The following is a 17,394-nucleotide window of genomic DNA, read 5'->3' on the forward strand; positions in this document are numbered from 1 at the left end:
CACCGGCCCGCGAGGGGCCGGAACCGGTCACTTGAGACCGGCGGTTGCGAAGCCCTGTACGAAGTAGCGCTGGCCGATGAGGAAGAGGACGACCATCGGCAGGGTGGCGAGAGTGGTGCCCGCCATCAGGAAGTGCCACTGGGTGCCGTTCTCCGTCTTGAAGACCGACAGCCCCACCTGGATCACCCGCATGCTGTCCGTGCGGGTCACCAGCAGTGGCCAGAGGAAGTTGTTCCACGAGGACTCGAAGGTCAGCAGCGCGACGGTGATGAACGCGGGCTTGACCTGCGGGCTCATGATCCGGGAGTAGATACGGAACTCGCCGAGCCCGTCGAGGCGCGCCGCCTCCTCCAGCTCCACCGGCAGGTCCAGGTAGAACTGCCGGAAGAGGAAGACCGCGAACGGGGTGACCGCGCCCGGGATGATGAGCGCCCACCAGCTGTCCAGCCAGCCGCTGCCGCCCTGGCCGAGGATGTCGTTCCCGCCGGCCAGCGGCATGAAGCGGACGATCAGGAACTCGGGCAGCACCTTGGTGTACGTGGGGATCATGAGGGCCGCGATGAAGAGATAGAAGATCATCTCGCTGCCGCGGAACCTGATGCGTGCCAGCGCGTACCCCGCCATCGACGCGACCAGCACGTTGAGCACGGTGTGACTGACCGCGATGACGAGACTGTTGCGTGCGTACGTGGCGAAGGGCGCCGCCTTCAGCGCGTCGGCGTAGTTCCCGAACTCCCAGTGCTCCGGGAGCAGTCCGGCCTCCTGCGACGCGATCTCCACGGGCGTCTTGAGCGAGGTGAGCACCATCCAGACGAACGGCACCATCATCAGCAGCGAGACGACGGTCAGTGTCACGTAGAGCGCGACCCGGCCGGCGGAGACCGGCCTGCCCCTGGTCACGGCCCCCGGCGCCGGAGCCGGGGCCGGCTTGCGCAGTTCAGCTGTGGCCACGACTGCCTCCCATGATCCGCTTGTTGACCAGGGTGAAGCCCATGAGCAGCACGAACAGCACGAGCGACTGCGCGCTGGCGTAGCCGACGCGGAACTCCCGGAAGGCGGACTTGTAGATCTCGTAGGTCATCATCGTGGTGCTGTTGGCGGGGCCGCCGTCGGTCAGGATGTAGATCTGGTCGAAGGACTGGAAGGCGCTGATCATCGAGGTGATGAGCACGAAGAACGTCGCGGGCTTCAGCAGCGGCAGGGTGATCGAGAAGAACTGCCGGACCTTGGAGGCGCCGTCCACGGACGCCGCCTCGTACAACTCCTTCGGCAGGGACTGCAGCGCGGCGAGATAGATGAGCATCTTCATGCCGATGCCCTGCCAGATGCCCACCAGGATCACCGAGGGCATCGCCCAGGTCGTCGAGGAGAGCCAGGCGGGACCTTCGATGCCCAGGAACGACAGCAGGGCGTTGAGCAGTCCGTTGCCGGGGTTGTAGATCCACAGCCAGACCAGGGCGATCGCGACGGTCGCGGTGACCTGCGGCAGGAACACCGCGGTTCGGAAGATGCCGCGCGCCTTGAGACCGGTGTGCAGAGCCAGTGCCACCAGCAGGCCGAGGGCCATGCCGAAGGGCACGGTGAAGAAGGTGTAGACGAGCGTGTTGCCGATGGACTTGACGAAGACCGCGTCGTCCAGCATGTCCCGGAAGTTGCCCAGCCCCACGAACTCCGGTGCCGTCAGCACGTCGTACTTCGTGAAGGCCAGAACCACCGAGACCACGACCGGAAGACCGATCCACAGCGAGGCGTGCAGCAGGGCGGGCGCCACCAGGAGCATGCCCGCGCGGCGCCGACGGCGTCCCGGGCCCGTGGGGCCCCGGCCCGTACGCTTCGTCCTCGGAGCCTCGGGAGGGGAAGGCGGCCTCGGCGGCCGTGCCTTCACTACGGATGTCGCTGGCACAGTGTCGGGTCCTTACATCCGTCCGATGGCGGCCTCGGCGAGACGGCCGAGCTCCGCGATGGCGTCCTTCGCGGACTGACCGCCCACGATCGCGGGCTCCAGCGTCGGCTTGATCTTTTCCCGGATCTCCATCCAGGCGGCGGTCCCGCCCTCGGAGACGGCGTGCTCCAGGTTCTGCAGGGAGAGATCGACGAACTGGTTCTCCTTGACGTATCCGGACTCGTTGAGATCCCGCAGACCGGGCACCGAGCCGCGCTGCTTCGCCGCGCCGAGGATCGCGTCGGGGGTCGCCAGGTACTCGACGAGCGCACGGGCCGCGGCCGGGTGCTTGGAACGCGCGGACTGGGTGACGAGCGTGCCGCCCTGGAGCATCGCGGGCCGGCGGTTGGCCAGCACGAACGCGCCGAGTTTGTCGCCCTCGATCAGCTCCGGGTTCTGCTCCTTCGCCTGCACCCACAGGGCGCTGGTCGACATCATCATCGACGCCCGGCCCGTCTGTACGTTGGACGGGGCGCCGGCGTCCGTCTTCTTCGCGTAGTCGGCCGAGCCGTCCTTGATCAGGTCCTTGAAGAACTGCAGTGCCTCGACGCCACCCGCCTCGGTGAACAGCACCTTCTTGCCGTCCTCGCTGAACAGCCGGCCGCCGTTGGCGAAGAGGAAGGTCTCCCAGCACTGGCGCAGATCGATGGAGAACGGGTCGAAGCCGAGACGGTCGTCCTTCGTCAGCTGCTTCGCGACCGCGCGCAACTCCGCCCAGTTGGCCGGGGTCTTCTTGATCCCGGCCTCCGCGAAGTGGTCCTTGCGGTACACGACGATGCGGGTGTCCAGGACGACGGGCAGCGCGTAGAGCCTGCCGTCGTAGCGCGACGGCTCCAGGACCCGCTTCTCGTAGTCGTACGCGGTGGCGAGCGCCTCCGGCAGCTCGGCGATCGCCTTCTTCGCGGCGAACGGGGGGATCCAGCCGACGCCCATCATGATGACGTCGGGCAGCAGCCCGCCCGCGAGACCGGTGGTGATCTTCTCGTTGAGCTGCGCGTACGTGGTGTAGTCCACGTTGACCTTGACGTCCGGGTGCTTCTTCCGGAACCCGCCCAGTATCTCCTGCTCCAGCAGGGTCTTGCCGTTCGCACCTTCGTAGATCGGGGTGAGCAGCGTGATCTCGCCCTCGGCGGGGCCGTCGGCCGAATCGGTGGCCGTCGAGCCGCCGCCACAGCCCGCGAGCGCGGCAGCGGCGGTACCCGCGCCGATGGCGGCGAGTACAGATCGTCTGTTGAGTTCCATGGGACACCCCTTTTGAGGTGGAGTCAGTGGATCGATCCAGCGATGACTTCTCGGACATGGCTGGGAAGTGCTGGTAAATCGATGCACTGATGCTAGGAACGTGTCGAGAGCGACGTCAACAGCTGATGCACAACAATTTTCCGGGACGTTAACGGGTGTACCGGTGGAGCTCGTTCAGTAAATCGGTACACTAAGCTCGGCAGTGCGTTCCGAACCGGAGGTGGCATGAGCGGGGTAACGATCCATCAGGTCGCGGAGGCAGCAGGAGTCTCCGCGAGCACGGTCTCCAACGTTCTCAACGGACGTACGGACCGTATGCAGGCGGCCACCCTGGCTCGTGTGGAGCAGGTGATAGAGCAGCTCAGCTACCGGCCCAACCGGGCGGCACGCATGCTGCGCACCGGCCGCATCAAGGTCATCGGCCTGATCGTGCCCTCCGTCGCCAACCCCTTCTGGGGGGCGCTCGCGAGAGAGCTGGAGGCCATCGCCCTGGCCGAGGGCTACCACGTACTGCTGTGCAACAGCGAGCGCGATCCCGCCCGTGAGCTCAAGTACGGGGAGGAACTGCTCGCCGACGGGGTCAGCGGCGTGGTGCTGTGCTCCTCCCTGCCGTCGCTCGACCACGTCGCCCCGCTGCTCGCACGGGGTCTGAAGATGGTCGCCTTCGACCGCACCGCGCAGGCGGGCGATCCGGCGTCGCTGTCCAGCATCAGCGTGGACAACGCGATGGGCGCCGAGCTCGCCACCCGCCATCTGATCGAACTGGGCCACCGGAGACTGGCGTTCGTCTCCGGTTCGGTGAACAGCGTCAACCGCCGCGAACGGCTTCGCGGCTTCCGGTCCGCGCTCGAATCGGCGGGCCTCGACCCGGCCGACGCGATCGTGTGGCCCGGCGCGGACACCAGCGAGTTCGGTGACAAGGACGCGGCCGAGCTGGGCCGCAGAGCGTCCCGCGAGCTGCTGTCGGGGCCGCGTCCGCCCACCGGCTTCGTCGCGATCAACGACATGTGTGCGATCGGCATCTGCCGTGGCGCCAAGGACGCGGGGCTGCGCGCCGGGCGGGACGTCGCGGTGGTCGGGTTCGACGACATCCTGCTCGCCGATCTCTTCGAACCGCCGCTGACCACGGTCCGCCAGCCGCTTCCCGAGATGGCGGCCGAGACCTTCCAGCAACTGCGGGCCCGGATCGAATCGGCCCCGGCCGCCGGGCGGTCGCTGCTGATCAGACCCCGGCTGGTGATCAGGGAATCGACGGCACCGGCACCGTCCGCGGTCCCGGCTCAGTCCACCGCTCCCGCACTCGCCGCGACGGGGGCCGAAGACACCCCCTAGGGGCCGTCCCGTAATCCCCGGCGGGCGCGCGACGGCAGCTACGGCACGGCGAGCCCGCCGCCGCGACCGGCTCCGCCCCAGCTCCGTGACGGGTGGCTCAGCGTCAGGGCGGCGGCATGAGACGGCTGTGGAGGGAGCGCGCGGTTCCCTCCACCACATCGGATGCCACCCGCTCCTCCACCGGCCGCCTGAGCAGTTGGAACACGCCCGGCCCACGCAGCTCCTGCGGCAAATCGCCCATGCGCGGCATCACATGGAAGTGCACATGCGCGAACCCCTCGACCTCGGCGAACTGCGCCACATAGGTCTTCACGCAGCCCGTCACCTCGTGGAGTGCGCGGGACAACCGCACCTGCCACGCTCCCAGCGTCGCCGCTTCCGCATCGGTGAGCCCGTGCACCGCTGTCACATGACGCCTGGGCAGCAGGACGAGCCAGCCGGGAAGCGCGGTCTCGAAGGCGTGAGCGACCCGCCAATGACGGTCGAAAGCGATACGTTCGCTGAGCGGTAACGCGTCCAGGCGGGCTTCCTGGCCGCATGAGAAGCACTCCGGTGTCGTCATGACCGGATCGTAGGCCGGGTGGCCGCCGGAGCGGGCGTGGTTCCCGTGGCCCGTATCCGGGCGGGGACGTGTGTGCGGAGTCCGGCGAACCGGGCGTCGGCGTCGCCATGCCGTACGGAACAACGGAACTCCCGTCGAGACGGCGTCTCATGGACGGTCATCGGCCGTGGGGTCGACCTGGTCGAGGAGGTAGCGCCGCTCGATCCGGTTGTCGGTCAACGCGGCGGCTTCGCGGTACAGCGCGGTCGCCGCCGCCGTGTCGCCGGTCATCCGCGTCAGATGGGCGCGGACCGCGCGTTCGCGCTGCCGGGTGAGCGGGTTCCGGTCCAGCGCGTGCCGCCTGTTGAGGTCGTCGAGCAGCGAAAGCCCCCTGGCCGGGCCGAAGGCCCGGGCCACCGCGACGACCCGGCTCAGCCGCACGGGCGCGGTGGGGGTCAGCCGCTCCAGCCACAGGTACAGCATCGCGATCTGCGGCCAGTCCGTTCCCTCCGGGGCTTCGGCGGCCGCGTGCAGGGCCGCGATCGCCGCCTGCAACTGGTACGGGCCCACCTCACGCCGGCTCCAGACGCCGTCGATCAGCCCGGTGCCCTCGCGGACGAGGCCGCCGTTCCACCGTGACCGGTCCTGCTCGTCCAGCGGCAGCAGTTCGCCGGCGGCGCCGGTCCGGGCGGCGCGCCGCGATTCGGTGAGCAGCATCAGCGCCAGCAGACCGGTCACTTCGGCGTCGTCGGGTACGGTCCCGGCGAGTGTCCGGGTCAGCCGGATCGCCTCGGCGGTCAGATCGACACGGGCGAGCTCGTCACCCGTGGAGGCCGTGTACCCCTCGTTGAAGATCAGATAGAGGACCCGCATGACGGAGGCCATCCGGCTCTGCCGGTCGGCGGCGGTGGGCGGGGTGAAGCGGGCCCCGGCGCGCGCGAGCCGCTGTTTGGCGCGGCTGATCCGCGTCCCCATGGTGGTCTCGGCCGTGCCGTGCGCGTGAGCGATCTCGGCGGTCGTCAGGCCGCCGACCGCTCGCAGCGTGAGCGCCACCTGGGAGGCGTGGCTCAGGACCGGGTGGCAGCAGAGCATCAGGAGGGTGAGGCCGTCGTCGGTCTCCCGCGCGGGGGCCGCCCGGCGGTCCGATTCCCCCATGGCGAGTTCGGCCGTTCCTGCGTCCCACTCGCGCCGGCGCCGTGCCCGGTCGGAGCGGAGCAGGTCGACCATCCGCCGGTAGCCGATCCGGATCAGCCAGCCGCGCGGATCCTGCGGCACACCCTCGGCCGGCCATGCCCGGCTTGCCGCGAGGAGGGCTTCCTGCACGGCGTCCTCGGCGGTGTCGAAGCGGCCGAAGCGCCGCACCAGCGCGCCGAGAACCTGCGGCGCCTCGGCGCGCAGCAGACTCTCCAACTCCGCAGTGATGTCCGGCCCGTCGTTCACCGGGCCGTGTCGCCCGCCGCCCGTGCCGCGCCCCGTGGGAGCCGGCGGCCCGTCATGCCGCGAAGTCCTCGCCCATGACGGGCCGGATCTCGATCGGCTCGCCCAGCACCTCGACGATCCGGGAGGCGATCTCCACCGCCCGCTCCCGGCCGGTCACGTCGATGACGGCGAAGCTGGCCAGGACCTCCTTGAGTTCGGCGAAGGGGCCGTCGGTCGCCACCGTGCCGTCCGGTGTCCGGTGGACCGTGGTGCTGACGGCGGGGTGGCCCAGGCCCTCGGTGCCGACCAGCTCACCGGTCTCGGTCAGCTCCCGCTCGAACCGCTGGTACGCGGCGAACGCGGCCAGCGCCTCCGGGGACGGGGAGTCGGCGGTGGCGCCGTCCCAGGCGTCGGCCGATGTGTAGCCGAGCAGCAGATACTTCATGGCGGTTCCTTCTCCCGGTCCTGTCGGGCCGATGGTAGGGCAGGTCAGAGCGTGCGCCGCAGGGACAGCGCGAGGACGGTCGTCCAGGCGAAGGCGACCAGGCCGTTGACCGCGATCCGGACGCTCATGTGCTCCGGCGACATGGGCAGCAGCAGGACGAGCGCGGCCCCGCCGCTCAGTACGGCCGCGCCCACCGACCGGCGGCGTACGCACCGTACGGTCATGACGACCGCGGCGACGGCCAGGGCGGTGAAGGCGACGGCGGCCGAGACCGAGTGCGCGACGCCGTGCCACGACATCTCGGCGACGGGCCGGTCCGGTGTGCCGGCCGGGAAGCCGTTCTCCGCGTCCATGGGGAACAGGCCGGCGGCGATCAGCCCCGCGCCGAAGACCCCGACGCACAACGGCAGCGCCCGGCGTCCGAATCCGTCGCGGTGGGCGCGCCCGACGCCGGCCGCCAAAGCGAGAGCGCCGAGGCCCGCGAGGACGAACGTCGTGATCTGGATCCAGCCGAGGCCGCCGGTGGCGAGCTGGCTGATCGGGTGCCGGGTGATGTCGAAGCCCTCACGGGTGACCATCTGCAGGACGGCGGAGACGGCGAACACGGGCCCGGCGAGGGCCCCCGCGATCAGCAGACGGTCCGAGGCGCGGGCGGTGTCGACGTCCGGGGCGGTGGGGACGGTGGTGGCGGACATGACTTCCTCCTTGGCGGGTTCTCGCGGCTACCTCGTAGCCGCCCTGGTGATCTCGACCCATCCGCGATGTGATCCATGTCACGGACATGAGGGTGTCGAGAACGGGCGGGCGACTCCGAGGTAGCGGCGACAACCCACCGAGCGAGGAGAACGAGATGTCCGAGACCAACCTGCCGAGCGCCGGACTGAAGGCCCTGGACCGTCTGGTCGGCACCTGGACGGTCACCGGCGGGGCCGAGGGAACGGTGCGCTACGAGTGGATGCCCGGCGGGTTCTTCCTGATCCAGCACGTCGAACTCACCCAGTCCGGCGAGCCGGTCTCCGGCATGGAGCTGATCGGAAACCTGCGCCCGTTCGGCGAACCGGCCGGCACGGACGTGGTGTCGCGGTACTACGACTCGAACGGCAACACCTTCGACTACGTCTATGAACTGACCGGCGACACGCTGACCATCTGGGCCGGCGCGAAGGGCAGCCCCGCCTACTACGAGGGCACGTTCAGCGCCGACGGCACCACGGCGACCGGCGACTGGATCTACCCCGGCGGGGGCGGTTACACCTCGACCATGACCCGGGTCCCGGCCCGTCCCTGACGGTGGGGGAGGCAGGGACGGTCGGGTGACCCGGTTCCTGCCTCCCCGTCATCCGCGGCCGAGGACGAGCCGTCCGCCACGGTCGCCGCCCTCGGCCGTACTACCCGGCCGCCGGCGCGGCATCGGTGCCGACCCCCGCGCCGAGTTCCGGACAGTTCGAGAGGTCACAGGGGACCAGCTTGCCCCGATCCCCGCCGTACGGGGGGCCTTCACCCGCCTCCCCGCCCTCGAACTGCGTGCGGTACAGCTCCGCGTAGCGCCCCTCCGCGCTCAGGAGTTCTTCGTGTGTGCCCCGCTCCACGATCCGGCCGTCCTCCACCACGAGAATCAGATCGGCGGCCCGCACGGTGGACAGACGGTGCGCGATCACGACGGCGGTACGGCCTTCCAGGGCTTCGGCGAGCGCCGCCTGGACCGCGGCCTCGGAGGTGTTGTCCAGATGCGCGGTCGCCTCGTCGAGGATCACGACCCGCTGACGGGCGAGCAGCAGCCGGGCGATGGTCATCCGCTGGCGCTCGCCGCCGGAGAGCCGGTAGCCGCGTTCGCCGACAACGGTGGCCAGGCCGTCCGGCAGCGACCGGACGAGACCGTCGAGGCGTGCCCGGCGCAGGACGTCCCACAGTTCGTCGTCGGTGGCTCCGGGCCGGGCGAGCAGCAGGTTCGCCCGAACGGATTCATGGAAGAGATGACCGTCCTGGGTGACCATGCCGAGCGTGTCGCGCAGCGACCGGGCCGACAGGTCGCGTACGTCGACACCGCCGATACGGACGGCGCCCGCGTCCGTGTCGTAGAGCCGCGGGAGCAGTTGCGCGACGGTCGACTTTCCCGCGCCGGACGACCCCACGAGGGCGACCGTCCAGCCGGGCTCGGCGCGGAACGAGATGCCGTGGAGAACCTCGGCGCCGCCGCGGGTGTCGAGCGAAGCGACCTCCTCCAGCGAGGCGAGGGAGACCTTGTCGGCGGAGGGATAACTGAAGCGCACGTCGTCGAACTCGACGGACACCGGCCCGTCCGGCACCTGCCGCGCATCGGGCCGCTCGACGATGAGCGGCTTGAGACCGAGGACTTCGAAGACCCGCTCGAAGCTGACGAGGGCGCTCATCACCTCGACGCGCGCGCCGGCGAGCGCCGTCAGCGGCGCGTAGAGCCGTACGAGAAGCAGGGAGAGCGCGACCACCGCACCCGGATCGAGGCTCCCCCGCAGGGCGTACGAACCACCGAGCCCGTAGACGAGCGCCAGCGCCAGGGCCGAGACGAGTGTCAGGGCGGTGATGAACGTGGACTGCGCCATGGCCGTACGGACCCCGATGTCCCGCACCCTGCGGGCCCGCGCCGCGAACTCGGCTGACTCGTCGGCAGGCCGCCCGAACAGCTTGATCAGCGTCGCGCCCGGTGCCGAGAACCGCTCGGTCATCCGGTTGCCCATCGCGGCGTTCAGATCGGCAGCCTCCCGCTGAAGTCTCGCCATGCGCGTGCCCATCCGGCGCGCGGGCACGACGAACACGGGCAGCAGGACGAGCGCGAGGAGCGTGATGCGCCAGGAGAGGGTCAGCATCACCGCGAGGGTCAGAATCAGCGTCACCACATTGCTGACGACACCGGAGAGCGTGTTGCTGAAGGCGCGCTGCGCACCGATCACGTCGTTGTTGAGCCGGCTGACAAGGGCTCCGGTACGGGTGCGGGTGAAGAAGGCGACAGGCATGCGTTGGACGTGGTCGAAGACCGCGATCCGCAGGTCCAGGATCAGCCCCTCGCCAAGGGTGGCCGAGAGCCGGCGCCCGAGGAGGCCGAGGCCGGCTTCGGCGAGCGCGATGAACGCGATGAGCAGAGCGAGCCGAACCACCAGCCGCTCGTCACCGCCGGACACGATCGCGTCGACGACACGGCCCGCGAGGACGGGCGTCGCCACCGCCAGCAGCGCGGTGGCGACGCCGAGCAGGACGAACTGGATGATGCGACGGCGGTGGGGCCGGGCGAAGCCGCCGATTCTCCGGAGGGTGGCGCGGTCGAACGGTCTGCGTTCGTGCCGGGCGTTCATGACGTTGTGCAACTGCGTCCAGGCTGTGGACTCCATACTCATGGGAGGACCGTAGAACCTCAAGCAACCTTCAGGTCAAGCCGTGCCCGTTTCGGCGCGAGTCCTCCCGGGAACTGCACGGCCCGTTCCCGAGTCCTGTATGAGCAGTGGCCGATGTACAGGGGGAGTCGTCGTGCGTCGTTTGCGGCACAGGTTGCGCGGGACGGTTCTGCCGCGCACCGACACGCGGTTGCTGGGTGCGTTGCGCAGGACACCGCAGCGAGGCCAAGGCGCCGTCGAGTACGTGGGTCTGGTCGTCGTCGTGGCGGCGATCGTGGCCGCGCTGGTGGGCACGGGCGTGGGGCCCGCGTTGGCCGAGGGGATCAGTACGCAGGTTTGCAGGATCACCGGTGGTGGTGACTGCGGTGGTGGCAGCGACACGGTCGCGGACGGCGACCAAGGCGACCAGGGTGCCCAAGGCAACTCGGGCGGCCAAGGCGACTCGGGCGGCCAAGGCGGCGAAGAGGTCGAGGCTCCGGCGGACAGCGGTGGAAAGACGCAGGCGGAGCTCGACTACGACGCCGCGTTGAAGGAGCTTCAGGACGCTCAGGCGGCGGAGAAGTCCGACGGTGACAAGGCGAAGGAAGCGGCGAAGGAGCTTGCGAAGATCCTGGCGGACGAGCTGGGGATCACGGATGCCCTGGACTGCATCACCAAGGGCGACATGGGCGCCTGCACGGAGACGCTGATCAACGTTCTGCTCAGTGTCGTGGGCGGCGCGGTCGGCAAGCTGGCGGCGAAGTACGGCGCTCCGTGGAAGTGGAAGAAGGCCGTCGAGCTGGTCAAGAAGCTCAAGAAGCACGGCGGGGATCTGTACGACGGTCTCAAGGGCCTGATCAAGAACCGCAAGCGGGTCGACGACGCGGAGGACGGGCTCGCCGACGCGAAGCGGAAACTCGACCAGGAGAACAAGGACAAACCCAGGGACGGCGACAAACCGGAAGCCTGCCCGGTCAGGCACAGCTTCCTGCCGGGCACTCCGGTCCTGCTCGCCGACGGCCGCCGCGCCGCGATCGAGACCGTACGGGCCGGCCAGTGGGTCACCGTCACCGAACCGTCCACCGGTCTGACCACCGCCCGCCGTGTCGTGCGTGCCATCACCACCCACGACGACAAGGAATTCACCCGCCTGACGGTCCGCTCCGACTCGGGCACGGCGGTCCTCACCGCCACCGACACGCACCCGTTCTGGCTGAGCGACCAGCGGCGCTGGGCGGACGCCGGGGACATCCGGCCGGGCGCGACGTTCCGTACGTCCACCGGCGGAGCGCTCCGGGTCCTGGACACCGACCGCTACACCAAGCGGCAGACCACGCACGACCTGTCCGTCGAGGGCATCCACACGTACTACGTGGGTGTCGGCGCCCAGGAAGCGCTCGTCCACAACAACGACCCGTGCGACAACCCGGACTACGACGAGGATCCGGACTTCGGCATCACGGACAAGAAGCACGGGGAGATCGACAAGCGTCACGGCGCCGACATCGCGGACGGCGTCGACTACAACGTCAAACGCATCAAGTCCAAGGACCAGCCCGTCGAGGGCGAGACCCCCGAGCAGGCCGCACAACGGATCAAGAACGCCAATGACCACATCATCCCGGGCACGAACGGCGATCCCACGAAGATGGCCGAGTACTTCGCGAAGTTCCGGGACAAGGAATTCACCCACCACGACCCCCGGCCGCCGGACCCCTCACGGCCGAACTCCCAGTCGGACGCTCTCTACGATGACGAGAAGGGCGTGGTGATCCTCAAGAACGGCACGATGGTCCACGGCTACAAGATGACCCGGGCGGAATTCGACCGGATCTACAGCAAGGGAGCGAAGCGCAACTGATGACTACCGAGGTGGAGATCCGGCGCGGCCGGGAGAGCGGACACTATGTCCTGATGGTGGACGATCGTCAGTTCCATCTGCTGCGCCGGGCGGTCATCGTCTTCTCCTACCGGGAGGAGTCCGCGGCGGTCCGGGCACTCGTCACCGGCGCCGAGGACATCGCACTGGCGGAGCCGCTCCAACTGGGCGTCTCGTACGACGCGGTGGTGCCGGGACCGGTGGAGCTGACGTTCGCCCAGCTCCACGCGGTGTACGGGATCCTCACCTCGCTGCCGACCGTCACATGGACGGAGGAGGAATTCGTCGAGCGCGTCGGGGACTTCCGCGAGACCGTCCTGGGGATGGCGCTCCTCCTGCGTTCGGGGCTGCCGGTATGAGGAATCGGGTTCCGGTCAGCCGTACCGACAGCGGCCTTGAAGTACGCCTCACCCCTTCGCAGCTCGAACTGCTGCGCCGCGCCACCGAGACCTTCAGCACGCTCGTTCCCGACGCGGAGCAGCGCCGGTTCGTCCTGGGGGAGGCCGGCGCGGGGCTCGCGGCGCTGTTCACCGTGGAGCACGATCCGAACCGCTCCCTGTCCCTGTCCGTGTCGGAGGACCAACTGCGCGCCGCACACGCGACGTTGACGACCCTCCTTGCCATGGTCCCGTCGGAGCGGGCCTTCATGGAGCGGGTCGGCTTCTTCCGGGAGAACGCGGCGGGCGTGGCCCTGGGCCTGCGCCGCGGCGTCGGCGCGGCACAGGCCGGCCAGTGACGTCATGGCCATGGTCGCCTGACAGCGGGCGGCGCGCGCCCTGCGCGGTGGGAAGCCCTCGAACCGCACGCACGCGTCAGCCCACCGGCACCGGACTTCGCCCCCCCCCCGCCCCGTCACCGGATGCTCAGCGGGCGGGCTGGGCGGACGCCCGCAGTGCCGCGGCCAGCCACTCGTACGGGAACCGCTCCGGCGGCGTGTCGTTCACGACGGTGACCAGCGCCATGTACTGATCGAACGGCCCCTGCGGCTCCGGCGGTGTGCGGTCCCACTCCGCGCCATCCAGCATGTGGTCGGCCGTCTCGATCCGGAACTCGGGCGTGTCCGCCATCCCGGGGCTGTCCGGTGTCGCGAAGATACCGGTCAGCCACCCGATCCACCGGTCGGCGTTCTCCCGCCCGCGCGGCGAGTCCGGCTCCACCTGCTCCCGTGCCGCGTCCATCACCGCCTGGGCGATCGGCGTGGCGGCTTCCAGGGAGTCCAGCATCGGTGACGAGGTCATCAGCGGCCCGGCCCCGGTGGTACACGCCTCGTACAGCTCACGGCGCGCGGCCTGCCGGACCTCGGGGTCCCGGACCAGCTCGGCCAGCTCGATCCACGCCTCCATCTGGGCCGCGGTCGGATACTCGGGCAGTTCCGGCCGTGCCGCCCGCCACCACTCGACCATCCGCTCCGGCGGATCCCAGCCGGCGGAGACCTCGGTCCAGAACTCGTCGATCAGCCGGTCGCGCTCCTCGTCCGACATGCCCGCCAGTTTGTGCATCAGCGTGACCTGCTCGGCCGTGGAGTCCTGCCGCAGAATGACCGACAACACCGCGCGACGACTGCGCAGCCGCGCCTCCTGCCGTGTCAGCAGGGCCAGATGAGTGGTGGCCAGCTCCCGCAACGTCGCCTCGCCGGCCAGCACCCGCCGGATCTCGTCCAGGCCGGCGTCGAGTTCCCTCAGCGTCCGGACCAGCTCCAGCCGGGCGACGGCCGACACGTCGTACATACGGTGGCCGGCCGGGGTGCAGGCGGCCGGCGTCACAACACCCGCGTCGGCGTAGTACCGGACGGCACTGACGCTCAGACCGGTCCGCCGGGCGACATCCCCGATGGCGTACAGCTCGTTCATGTCCATGACCCACACTATGGAATCTCAAGCGGCTTGAGACGCAAGCCCGTACGAGGCCCATCTTTCCCCGCTCCGGCCCCGGTCGCCGCGCTTCGAACTCACAACCGCGGAGCTGGACTTGCTGAAACTTCCGGAGCTGCCACTGGCGGCTCCGGAAGCAATCGTGTGGGCCGACCGGACCTGGGCCATCCGTTTCGCGGAGAGCGGGCTGCGGATTGCGGACCCGTACGGAATCCTCGTGACGTTCGACGGAACGCGGCCCGTCGACATCGAGGGCCTCGACGACGAGCAATGAAGGCGCGTGCCCGCACGCCGCCGCCGCCGGATCAACGCCCGGCCAGGGGCAGTTCATCGCCCTTCTGCCGCCGAGGGCAGGGCCACGTGGCAGCGGGCTCTGGGTCTGTTCGGCCTCTTCGAGCACCAGTACGCTGTGCCCCGAGTCACCGACTGTCGCGGAGGCACGGGTGGGGGAACCGACATTCGGGGTGCTGGGTCCACTGCGGGTGCGGGTGGACGGCGCCCCGGTCCGCATCGGTGGCGCCAAACCGAGAGCGATTCTCGCCACGTTGCTGTTGCAGCCGGGCGGCTTCGTCTCGCTCGACGTACTGACCGAGGTCCTGTGGCCCGGCGGCGCACCCCGCTCCGCCGTCGCCAACGTGCGCACCTACGTACGCACCCTCCGGCGGGCGCTGTCGGAGGCGGGGGTCGCCACCGACGGACTCAGCACCCGGCCGTCGGGGTACGCGTTCGACGTCGGACCCGACGACATCGACCTGCTGCTCTTCGAACAGCGGCTGGACCGGGCACGCGCGGAGCGCGACCGCGGCAACGACGCCGCCTCGTTGTACGGCTACGAATCGGCGCTCGGCCTCTGGCGCGGCAGCGTGCTGCAGGACGTGCCGTCCAGCGTGGTGTGGGATCCGGCGATCACCAGGGCCGAGGAAGCACGATCGGTCGCCGTCGCCGAATGTCTCGACGTGCGCCTGCGCATGGGGGACTACGCGCCGCTGATCGCGGAGCTGCGGTCCCGGCTGGCCGAGGACCCGCTGCGGGAGGACCTGTGGCAGATGCTGGTGCGCGCACTGCACGGTTCGGGCCGCACCGGCGAGGCCCGGTCCGCGTACGCCACAGCCGAGCGGGTCCTCGCCGCCGAACTCGGCATCGAACCCGGCGCGTCCCTGCGCAACGCGGGGCAGGAGGCCAACGGGTACGTCGGCCGGCGCCGCGCGTCGCCCGCACCGGTGTGCCAACTGCCCATCGACGTGCCGGACTTCACCGGTCGCACCGAGGAAATCACCCTGCTGGAAGGGCTGTTGTCGGCGGCCGGCCGGCAGCCGGTCGTCGTGGTCCTGACGGGCCCGCCGGGCTCCGGGAAGTCCACACTGGCCGTTCACGTGGCGCACCGTGTGCGTGACGCCTTTCCCGACGGCCAGCTCTTCGTCGATCTGGGCGGAATGGGCGATCGGCCGCGCGAGCCGGCCGACGTCCTGGCCGAGATGTTGCGCGGTCTCGGTGTCATCGACAGCGCCATGCCCGGTGAACTGAACGAGCGGGCCGCGCTGTTCCGCTCACGCCTGGCACAGCGCCGGTTCCTCGTCGTCCTGGACGACGCCGCCGGCAGCGCACAGGTGCGCTCCCTGCTCCCGGGCACCGGGGGATCAGCGGTGCTCGTCAGCTCACGGCGCCGTACGCCGGGACTCCCGGCCCATCACATCCCCGTCGGCGTGATGAAACACCACGAGGCCCGCGCACTGTTCGGCACGATCGTCGGACCGGACCGGCTGCGCCTGGAAGGAGCGGACACCGACCGGGTGCTCGCCGACTGCGGCTCGCTGCCACTGGCCGTACGGATCGCCGGCTCCCGGCTGTCGAACCGGCCCGGCTGGACCGTCGGCACGCTGGCCGACCTCCTGCACGACGAGCGCGGACGGCTGGACCAGCTGCGGACGGGGGAGATGGAGGTACGGGCGAGCGCGGAGCTGAGCTACCGGCATCTGCCCGAGCAGGCGGCGACGGCCTTCCGCGCCTTCGGGCAGCTGGCCGGCGAGCCGGTGGCGGGCTGGCTCGTCGCGGTGGCCATGGGGCGGACCGACGAGGCCGCGAAGGAACTGGAGACGCTGGCCGACGAGCATCTGGTCGAAGTGGTGGGCACCGACTCCCTCGGGCTCCAGCGCTACCGCATGCACGATCTGCTGCGCTGCTACGCCGAGGAACTGGCCGAGTCGGACGACGCCGGCACACGCGCGCGGCGCCGGCTGGAGGTCGTCGACACACTGATCGCGCTCGCCCGCTGCGCCAATTCGGCGATGCCCGCGCGTTTCCTCGGAGTACTCGGCGAACCGGCCCAGGCCGCCGCCGCGATCTCGCCCGCGGTGCGTGCCCGGCCCGTGCCGTGGTTCGAAACGGAACGCCGCACCCTTGTCGCCGCCGTGGAATCCGCGATACGCCTCGGTCACGTCTCCCGGGCCGCCGACCTCGCGATCGAGCTGGCGAGCTTCTTCGACATGCGGGGCTACTACGGCGACTGGCTGCGCACGCACCAACTCGTGCTCGACGCGACGCCGGCTCCGTCCGACGCACAGGCCGCGGCGCTGCTCCGCAACCTCGGCCAGCTCCACCTCTACGGAGACCGGTACACCGACGCGGTCGCGTCGTTCGAGACCTCGCGTGCGCTCTTCGCCGGTCTCGGGCACCTCTCCGGCGAGGCGATGGCCGCGCTGGGGACCGGGTCCGTGTACCGGGTCGTCAATGATCTCGGCGCCGCGCTGGAGACGTTCGTCGCGGCGCTGCGCGGATTCGGCAGGGCCGGTGACCGGCACGGCGAGGCGGTCGCGTGCAACGCGATCGCCTCGGTGTGGCTGGAGCGGCGGGACCCCGAGGCCGCGGCGCCGTGGCTCGACGGTGCCCTGGAGCTGTCCCGCGAGGTCGGCGACCGGCACCGCGAGGCACAGGTGCGCCGCCGGATCGCGGCGATGCACGAACTGCGCGGCGAACTGCGCCTCGCACAGGCCGAACTGGAGTGCGCACTCGGTATCTTCGACGATCTGGCCGACACACACTGCGCGGCCTGTGTGCAGCAGAGCATCGGGGAGCTGTGCCTGCGACAGGGCGACGCGGGCCAGGCGTCGGCGCTGCTGGTCGACGCGCTCGCCGTACAGCAGCAGCTCGGCGACCGTCGCGCGGAGGCGCGCGTCGCGTGCCTGCTGGGCGAGTTGCACCACGCGACCGGCCGGGAGCAGACCGCGAGGCGCTACTTCCACCGCTCGCTGTCCACATGGCGCAGGCTCGACGCGCGCGAGCAGGCCGAACTCGTCGACGCGAAGCTGCGGTTGCTGAACTGACCCGCGCCGGTGGGCCGTCGGGACCGGCCCGTGCGACGAACGCGGTGCCGGCCGCAGGG

16 protein-coding genes are annotated in these 17,394 nt (G+C 70.3%); 7 read left to right on the forward strand and 9 right to left on the reverse strand.

Going from position 1 to position 17,394, the window contains the following annotated elements; all coding sequences use genetic code 11:
- Window positions 1-27: 27 nt before the first annotated feature.
- The 3 genes from GXP76_RS06555 to GXP76_RS06565 all read right to left on the reverse strand — a co-directional run bounded on the left by GXP76_RS06555 (window position 28) and on the right by GXP76_RS06565 (window position 3,184).
- Complete coding sequence (locus tag GXP76_RS06555; RefSeq protein WP_242570467.1) at window positions 28-951, reverse strand: carbohydrate ABC transporter permease; 924 nt, start codon at window positions 949-951, stop codon at window positions 28-30.
- Window positions 938-1,780, reverse strand: coding sequence for a carbohydrate ABC transporter permease (locus GXP76_RS06560; protein WP_242570468.1), 843 nt, complete (start codon window positions 1,778-1,780; stop codon window positions 938-940). The genes GXP76_RS06555 and GXP76_RS06560 overlap by 14 nt, the downstream gene beginning before the upstream one ends.
- 135 nt (window positions 1,781-1,915) lie before the next feature.
- Window positions 1,916-3,184: an ABC transporter substrate-binding protein gene (locus tag GXP76_RS06565; protein WP_242570469.1), complete on the reverse strand. Its 1,269-nt coding sequence runs from the start codon at window positions 3,182-3,184 to the stop codon at window positions 1,916-1,918.
- A gap of 225 nt (window positions 3,185-3,409) precedes the next feature.
- Here GXP76_RS06565 and GXP76_RS06570 point away from each other — a divergent pair, with 225 nt between their 5' ends.
- Window positions 3,410-4,516 (forward strand): LacI family DNA-binding transcriptional regulator, encoded by a 1,107-nt coding sequence (locus GXP76_RS06570; RefSeq protein WP_242570470.1) that lies wholly within the window; start codon window positions 3,410-3,412, stop codon window positions 4,514-4,516.
- 103 nt (window positions 4,517-4,619) lie between these two features.
- Here the strand turns inward: GXP76_RS06570 and GXP76_RS06575 are convergent, their stop codons facing one another.
- From GXP76_RS06575 to GXP76_RS06590, 4 genes are all read right to left on the reverse strand, one after another.
- The gene (locus GXP76_RS06575) at window positions 4,620-5,078 is read right to left on the reverse strand and encodes an HIT family protein (protein WP_242570471.1); all 459 of its coding nucleotides are present in this window, start codon (window positions 5,076-5,078) and stop codon (window positions 4,620-4,622) included.
- A gap of 147 nt (window positions 5,079-5,225) precedes the next feature.
- On the reverse strand, window positions 5,226-6,497 hold the full coding sequence (locus GXP76_RS06580; RefSeq protein WP_242570472.1) for an RNA polymerase sigma factor: 1,272 nt from the start codon (window positions 6,495-6,497) through the stop codon (window positions 5,226-5,228).
- Between the two features lie 52 nt (window positions 6,498-6,549).
- Window positions 6,550-6,921, reverse strand: a complete 372-nt coding sequence (locus GXP76_RS06585; RefSeq protein ID WP_242570473.1) for a YciI family protein — start codon at window positions 6,919-6,921, stop codon at window positions 6,550-6,552.
- Between the two features lie 44 nt (window positions 6,922-6,965).
- Window positions 6,966-7,616: a DUF998 domain-containing protein gene (locus GXP76_RS06590; protein ID WP_242570474.1), complete on the reverse strand. Its 651-nt coding sequence runs from the start codon at window positions 7,614-7,616 to the stop codon at window positions 6,966-6,968.
- Window positions 7,617-7,771: 155 nt separating this feature from the next.
- Between GXP76_RS06590 and GXP76_RS06595 the strand changes: the two genes are divergently transcribed.
- Window positions 7,772-8,209 (forward strand): hypothetical protein, encoded by a 438-nt coding sequence (locus GXP76_RS06595; RefSeq protein WP_242570475.1) that lies wholly within the window; start codon window positions 7,772-7,774, stop codon window positions 8,207-8,209.
- Between the two features lie 100 nt (window positions 8,210-8,309).
- On the opposite strand, the gene GXP76_RS06600 is transcribed toward GXP76_RS06595, so the two are convergent.
- Window positions 8,310-10,283: an ABC transporter ATP-binding protein gene (locus tag GXP76_RS06600; RefSeq protein WP_242570502.1), complete on the reverse strand. Its 1,974-nt coding sequence runs from the start codon at window positions 10,281-10,283 to the stop codon at window positions 8,310-8,312.
- Between the two features lie 205 nt (window positions 10,284-10,488).
- Here GXP76_RS06600 and GXP76_RS06605 point away from each other — a divergent pair, with 205 nt between their 5' ends.
- Genes GXP76_RS06605 through GXP76_RS06615 form a run of 3 tightly spaced genes read left to right on the forward strand, consistent with a single transcriptional unit; the run spans window position 10,489 to window position 12,880 of the window.
- Entirely contained in the window at window positions 10,489-12,126 is a 1,638-nt protein-coding gene (locus GXP76_RS06605; protein ID WP_242570476.1) for a polymorphic toxin-type HINT domain-containing protein, read from the forward strand.
- Window positions 12,126-12,503 carry a hypothetical protein gene (locus tag GXP76_RS06610; RefSeq protein WP_242570477.1) on the forward strand — a complete coding sequence of 126 codons (378 nt, stop codon included), beginning with the start codon at window positions 12,126-12,128 and terminating at the stop codon, window positions 12,501-12,503. The genes GXP76_RS06605 and GXP76_RS06610 overlap by 1 nt, the downstream gene beginning before the upstream one ends.
- Entirely contained in the window at window positions 12,500-12,880 is a 381-nt protein-coding gene (locus GXP76_RS06615) for a hypothetical protein (RefSeq protein WP_242570478.1), read from the forward strand. The genes GXP76_RS06610 and GXP76_RS06615 overlap by 4 nt, the downstream gene beginning before the upstream one ends.
- Before the next feature lie 127 nt (window positions 12,881-13,007).
- On the opposite strand, the gene GXP76_RS06620 is transcribed toward GXP76_RS06615, so the two are convergent.
- A complete protein-coding gene (locus GXP76_RS06620; RefSeq protein WP_242570479.1) occupies window positions 13,008-14,000 on the reverse strand; it encodes a MerR family transcriptional regulator in 993 nt (330 codons plus the stop codon).
- A 112-nt stretch (window positions 14,001-14,112) separates the two neighbouring features.
- On the opposite strand from GXP76_RS06620, the gene GXP76_RS06625 reads away from it, so the two are divergent.
- Window positions 14,113-14,289 (forward strand): hypothetical protein, encoded by a 177-nt coding sequence (locus GXP76_RS06625; protein ID WP_242570480.1) that lies wholly within the window; start codon window positions 14,113-14,115, stop codon window positions 14,287-14,289.
- 169 nt (window positions 14,290-14,458) lie between these two features.
- Entirely contained in the window at window positions 14,459-17,335 is a 2,877-nt protein-coding gene (locus GXP76_RS06630) for a BTAD domain-containing putative transcriptional regulator (RefSeq protein ID WP_242570481.1), read from the forward strand.
- Window positions 17,336-17,394 lie beyond the last annotated feature (59 nt).

Origin of the sequence: Streptomyces sp. NP-1717 (assembly GCF_022695985.1) — a bacterium.
Classification (GTDB): Bacteria; Actinomycetota; Actinomycetes; order Streptomycetales; family Streptomycetaceae; genus Streptomyces.

Bases quoted from the DNA above. Each gene is read 5' to 3' on its own strand.
- GXP76_RS06560 (WP_242570468.1), bottom strand. From the start codon at position 1,780: ATGCTCCTGGTGGCGCCCGCCCTGCTGCACGCCTCGCTGTGGATCGGT.
- GXP76_RS06565 (WP_242570469.1), bottom strand. From the start codon at position 3,184: ATGGAACTCAACAGACGATCTGTACTCGCCGCCATCGGCGCGGGTACC.
- GXP76_RS06570 (WP_242570470.1), top strand. From the start codon at position 3,410: ATGAGCGGGGTAACGATCCATCAGGTCGCGGAGGCAGCAGGAGTCTCC.
- GXP76_RS06575 (WP_242570471.1), bottom strand. From the start codon at position 5,078: ATGACGACACCGGAGTGCTTCTCATGCGGCCAGGAAGCCCGCCTGGAC.
- GXP76_RS06585 (WP_242570473.1), bottom strand. From the start codon at position 6,921: ATGAAGTATCTGCTGCTCGGCTACACATCGGCCGACGCCTGGGACGGC.
- GXP76_RS06590 (WP_242570474.1), bottom strand. From the start codon at position 7,616: ATGTCCGCCACCACCGTCCCCACCGCCCCGGACGTCGACACCGCCCGC.
- GXP76_RS06595 (WP_242570475.1), top strand. From the start codon at position 7,772: ATGTCCGAGACCAACCTGCCGAGCGCCGGACTGAAGGCCCTGGACCGT.
- GXP76_RS06600 (WP_242570502.1), bottom strand. From the start codon at position 10,283: ATGGAGTCCACAGCCTGGACGCAGTTGCACAACGTCATGAACGCCCGG.
- GXP76_RS06610 (WP_242570477.1), top strand. From the start codon at position 12,126: ATGACTACCGAGGTGGAGATCCGGCGCGGCCGGGAGAGCGGACACTAT.
- GXP76_RS06615 (WP_242570478.1), top strand. From the start codon at position 12,500: ATGAGGAATCGGGTTCCGGTCAGCCGTACCGACAGCGGCCTTGAAGTA.
- GXP76_RS06620 (WP_242570479.1), bottom strand. From the start codon at position 14,000: ATGGACATGAACGAGCTGTACGCCATCGGGGATGTCGCCCGGCGGACC.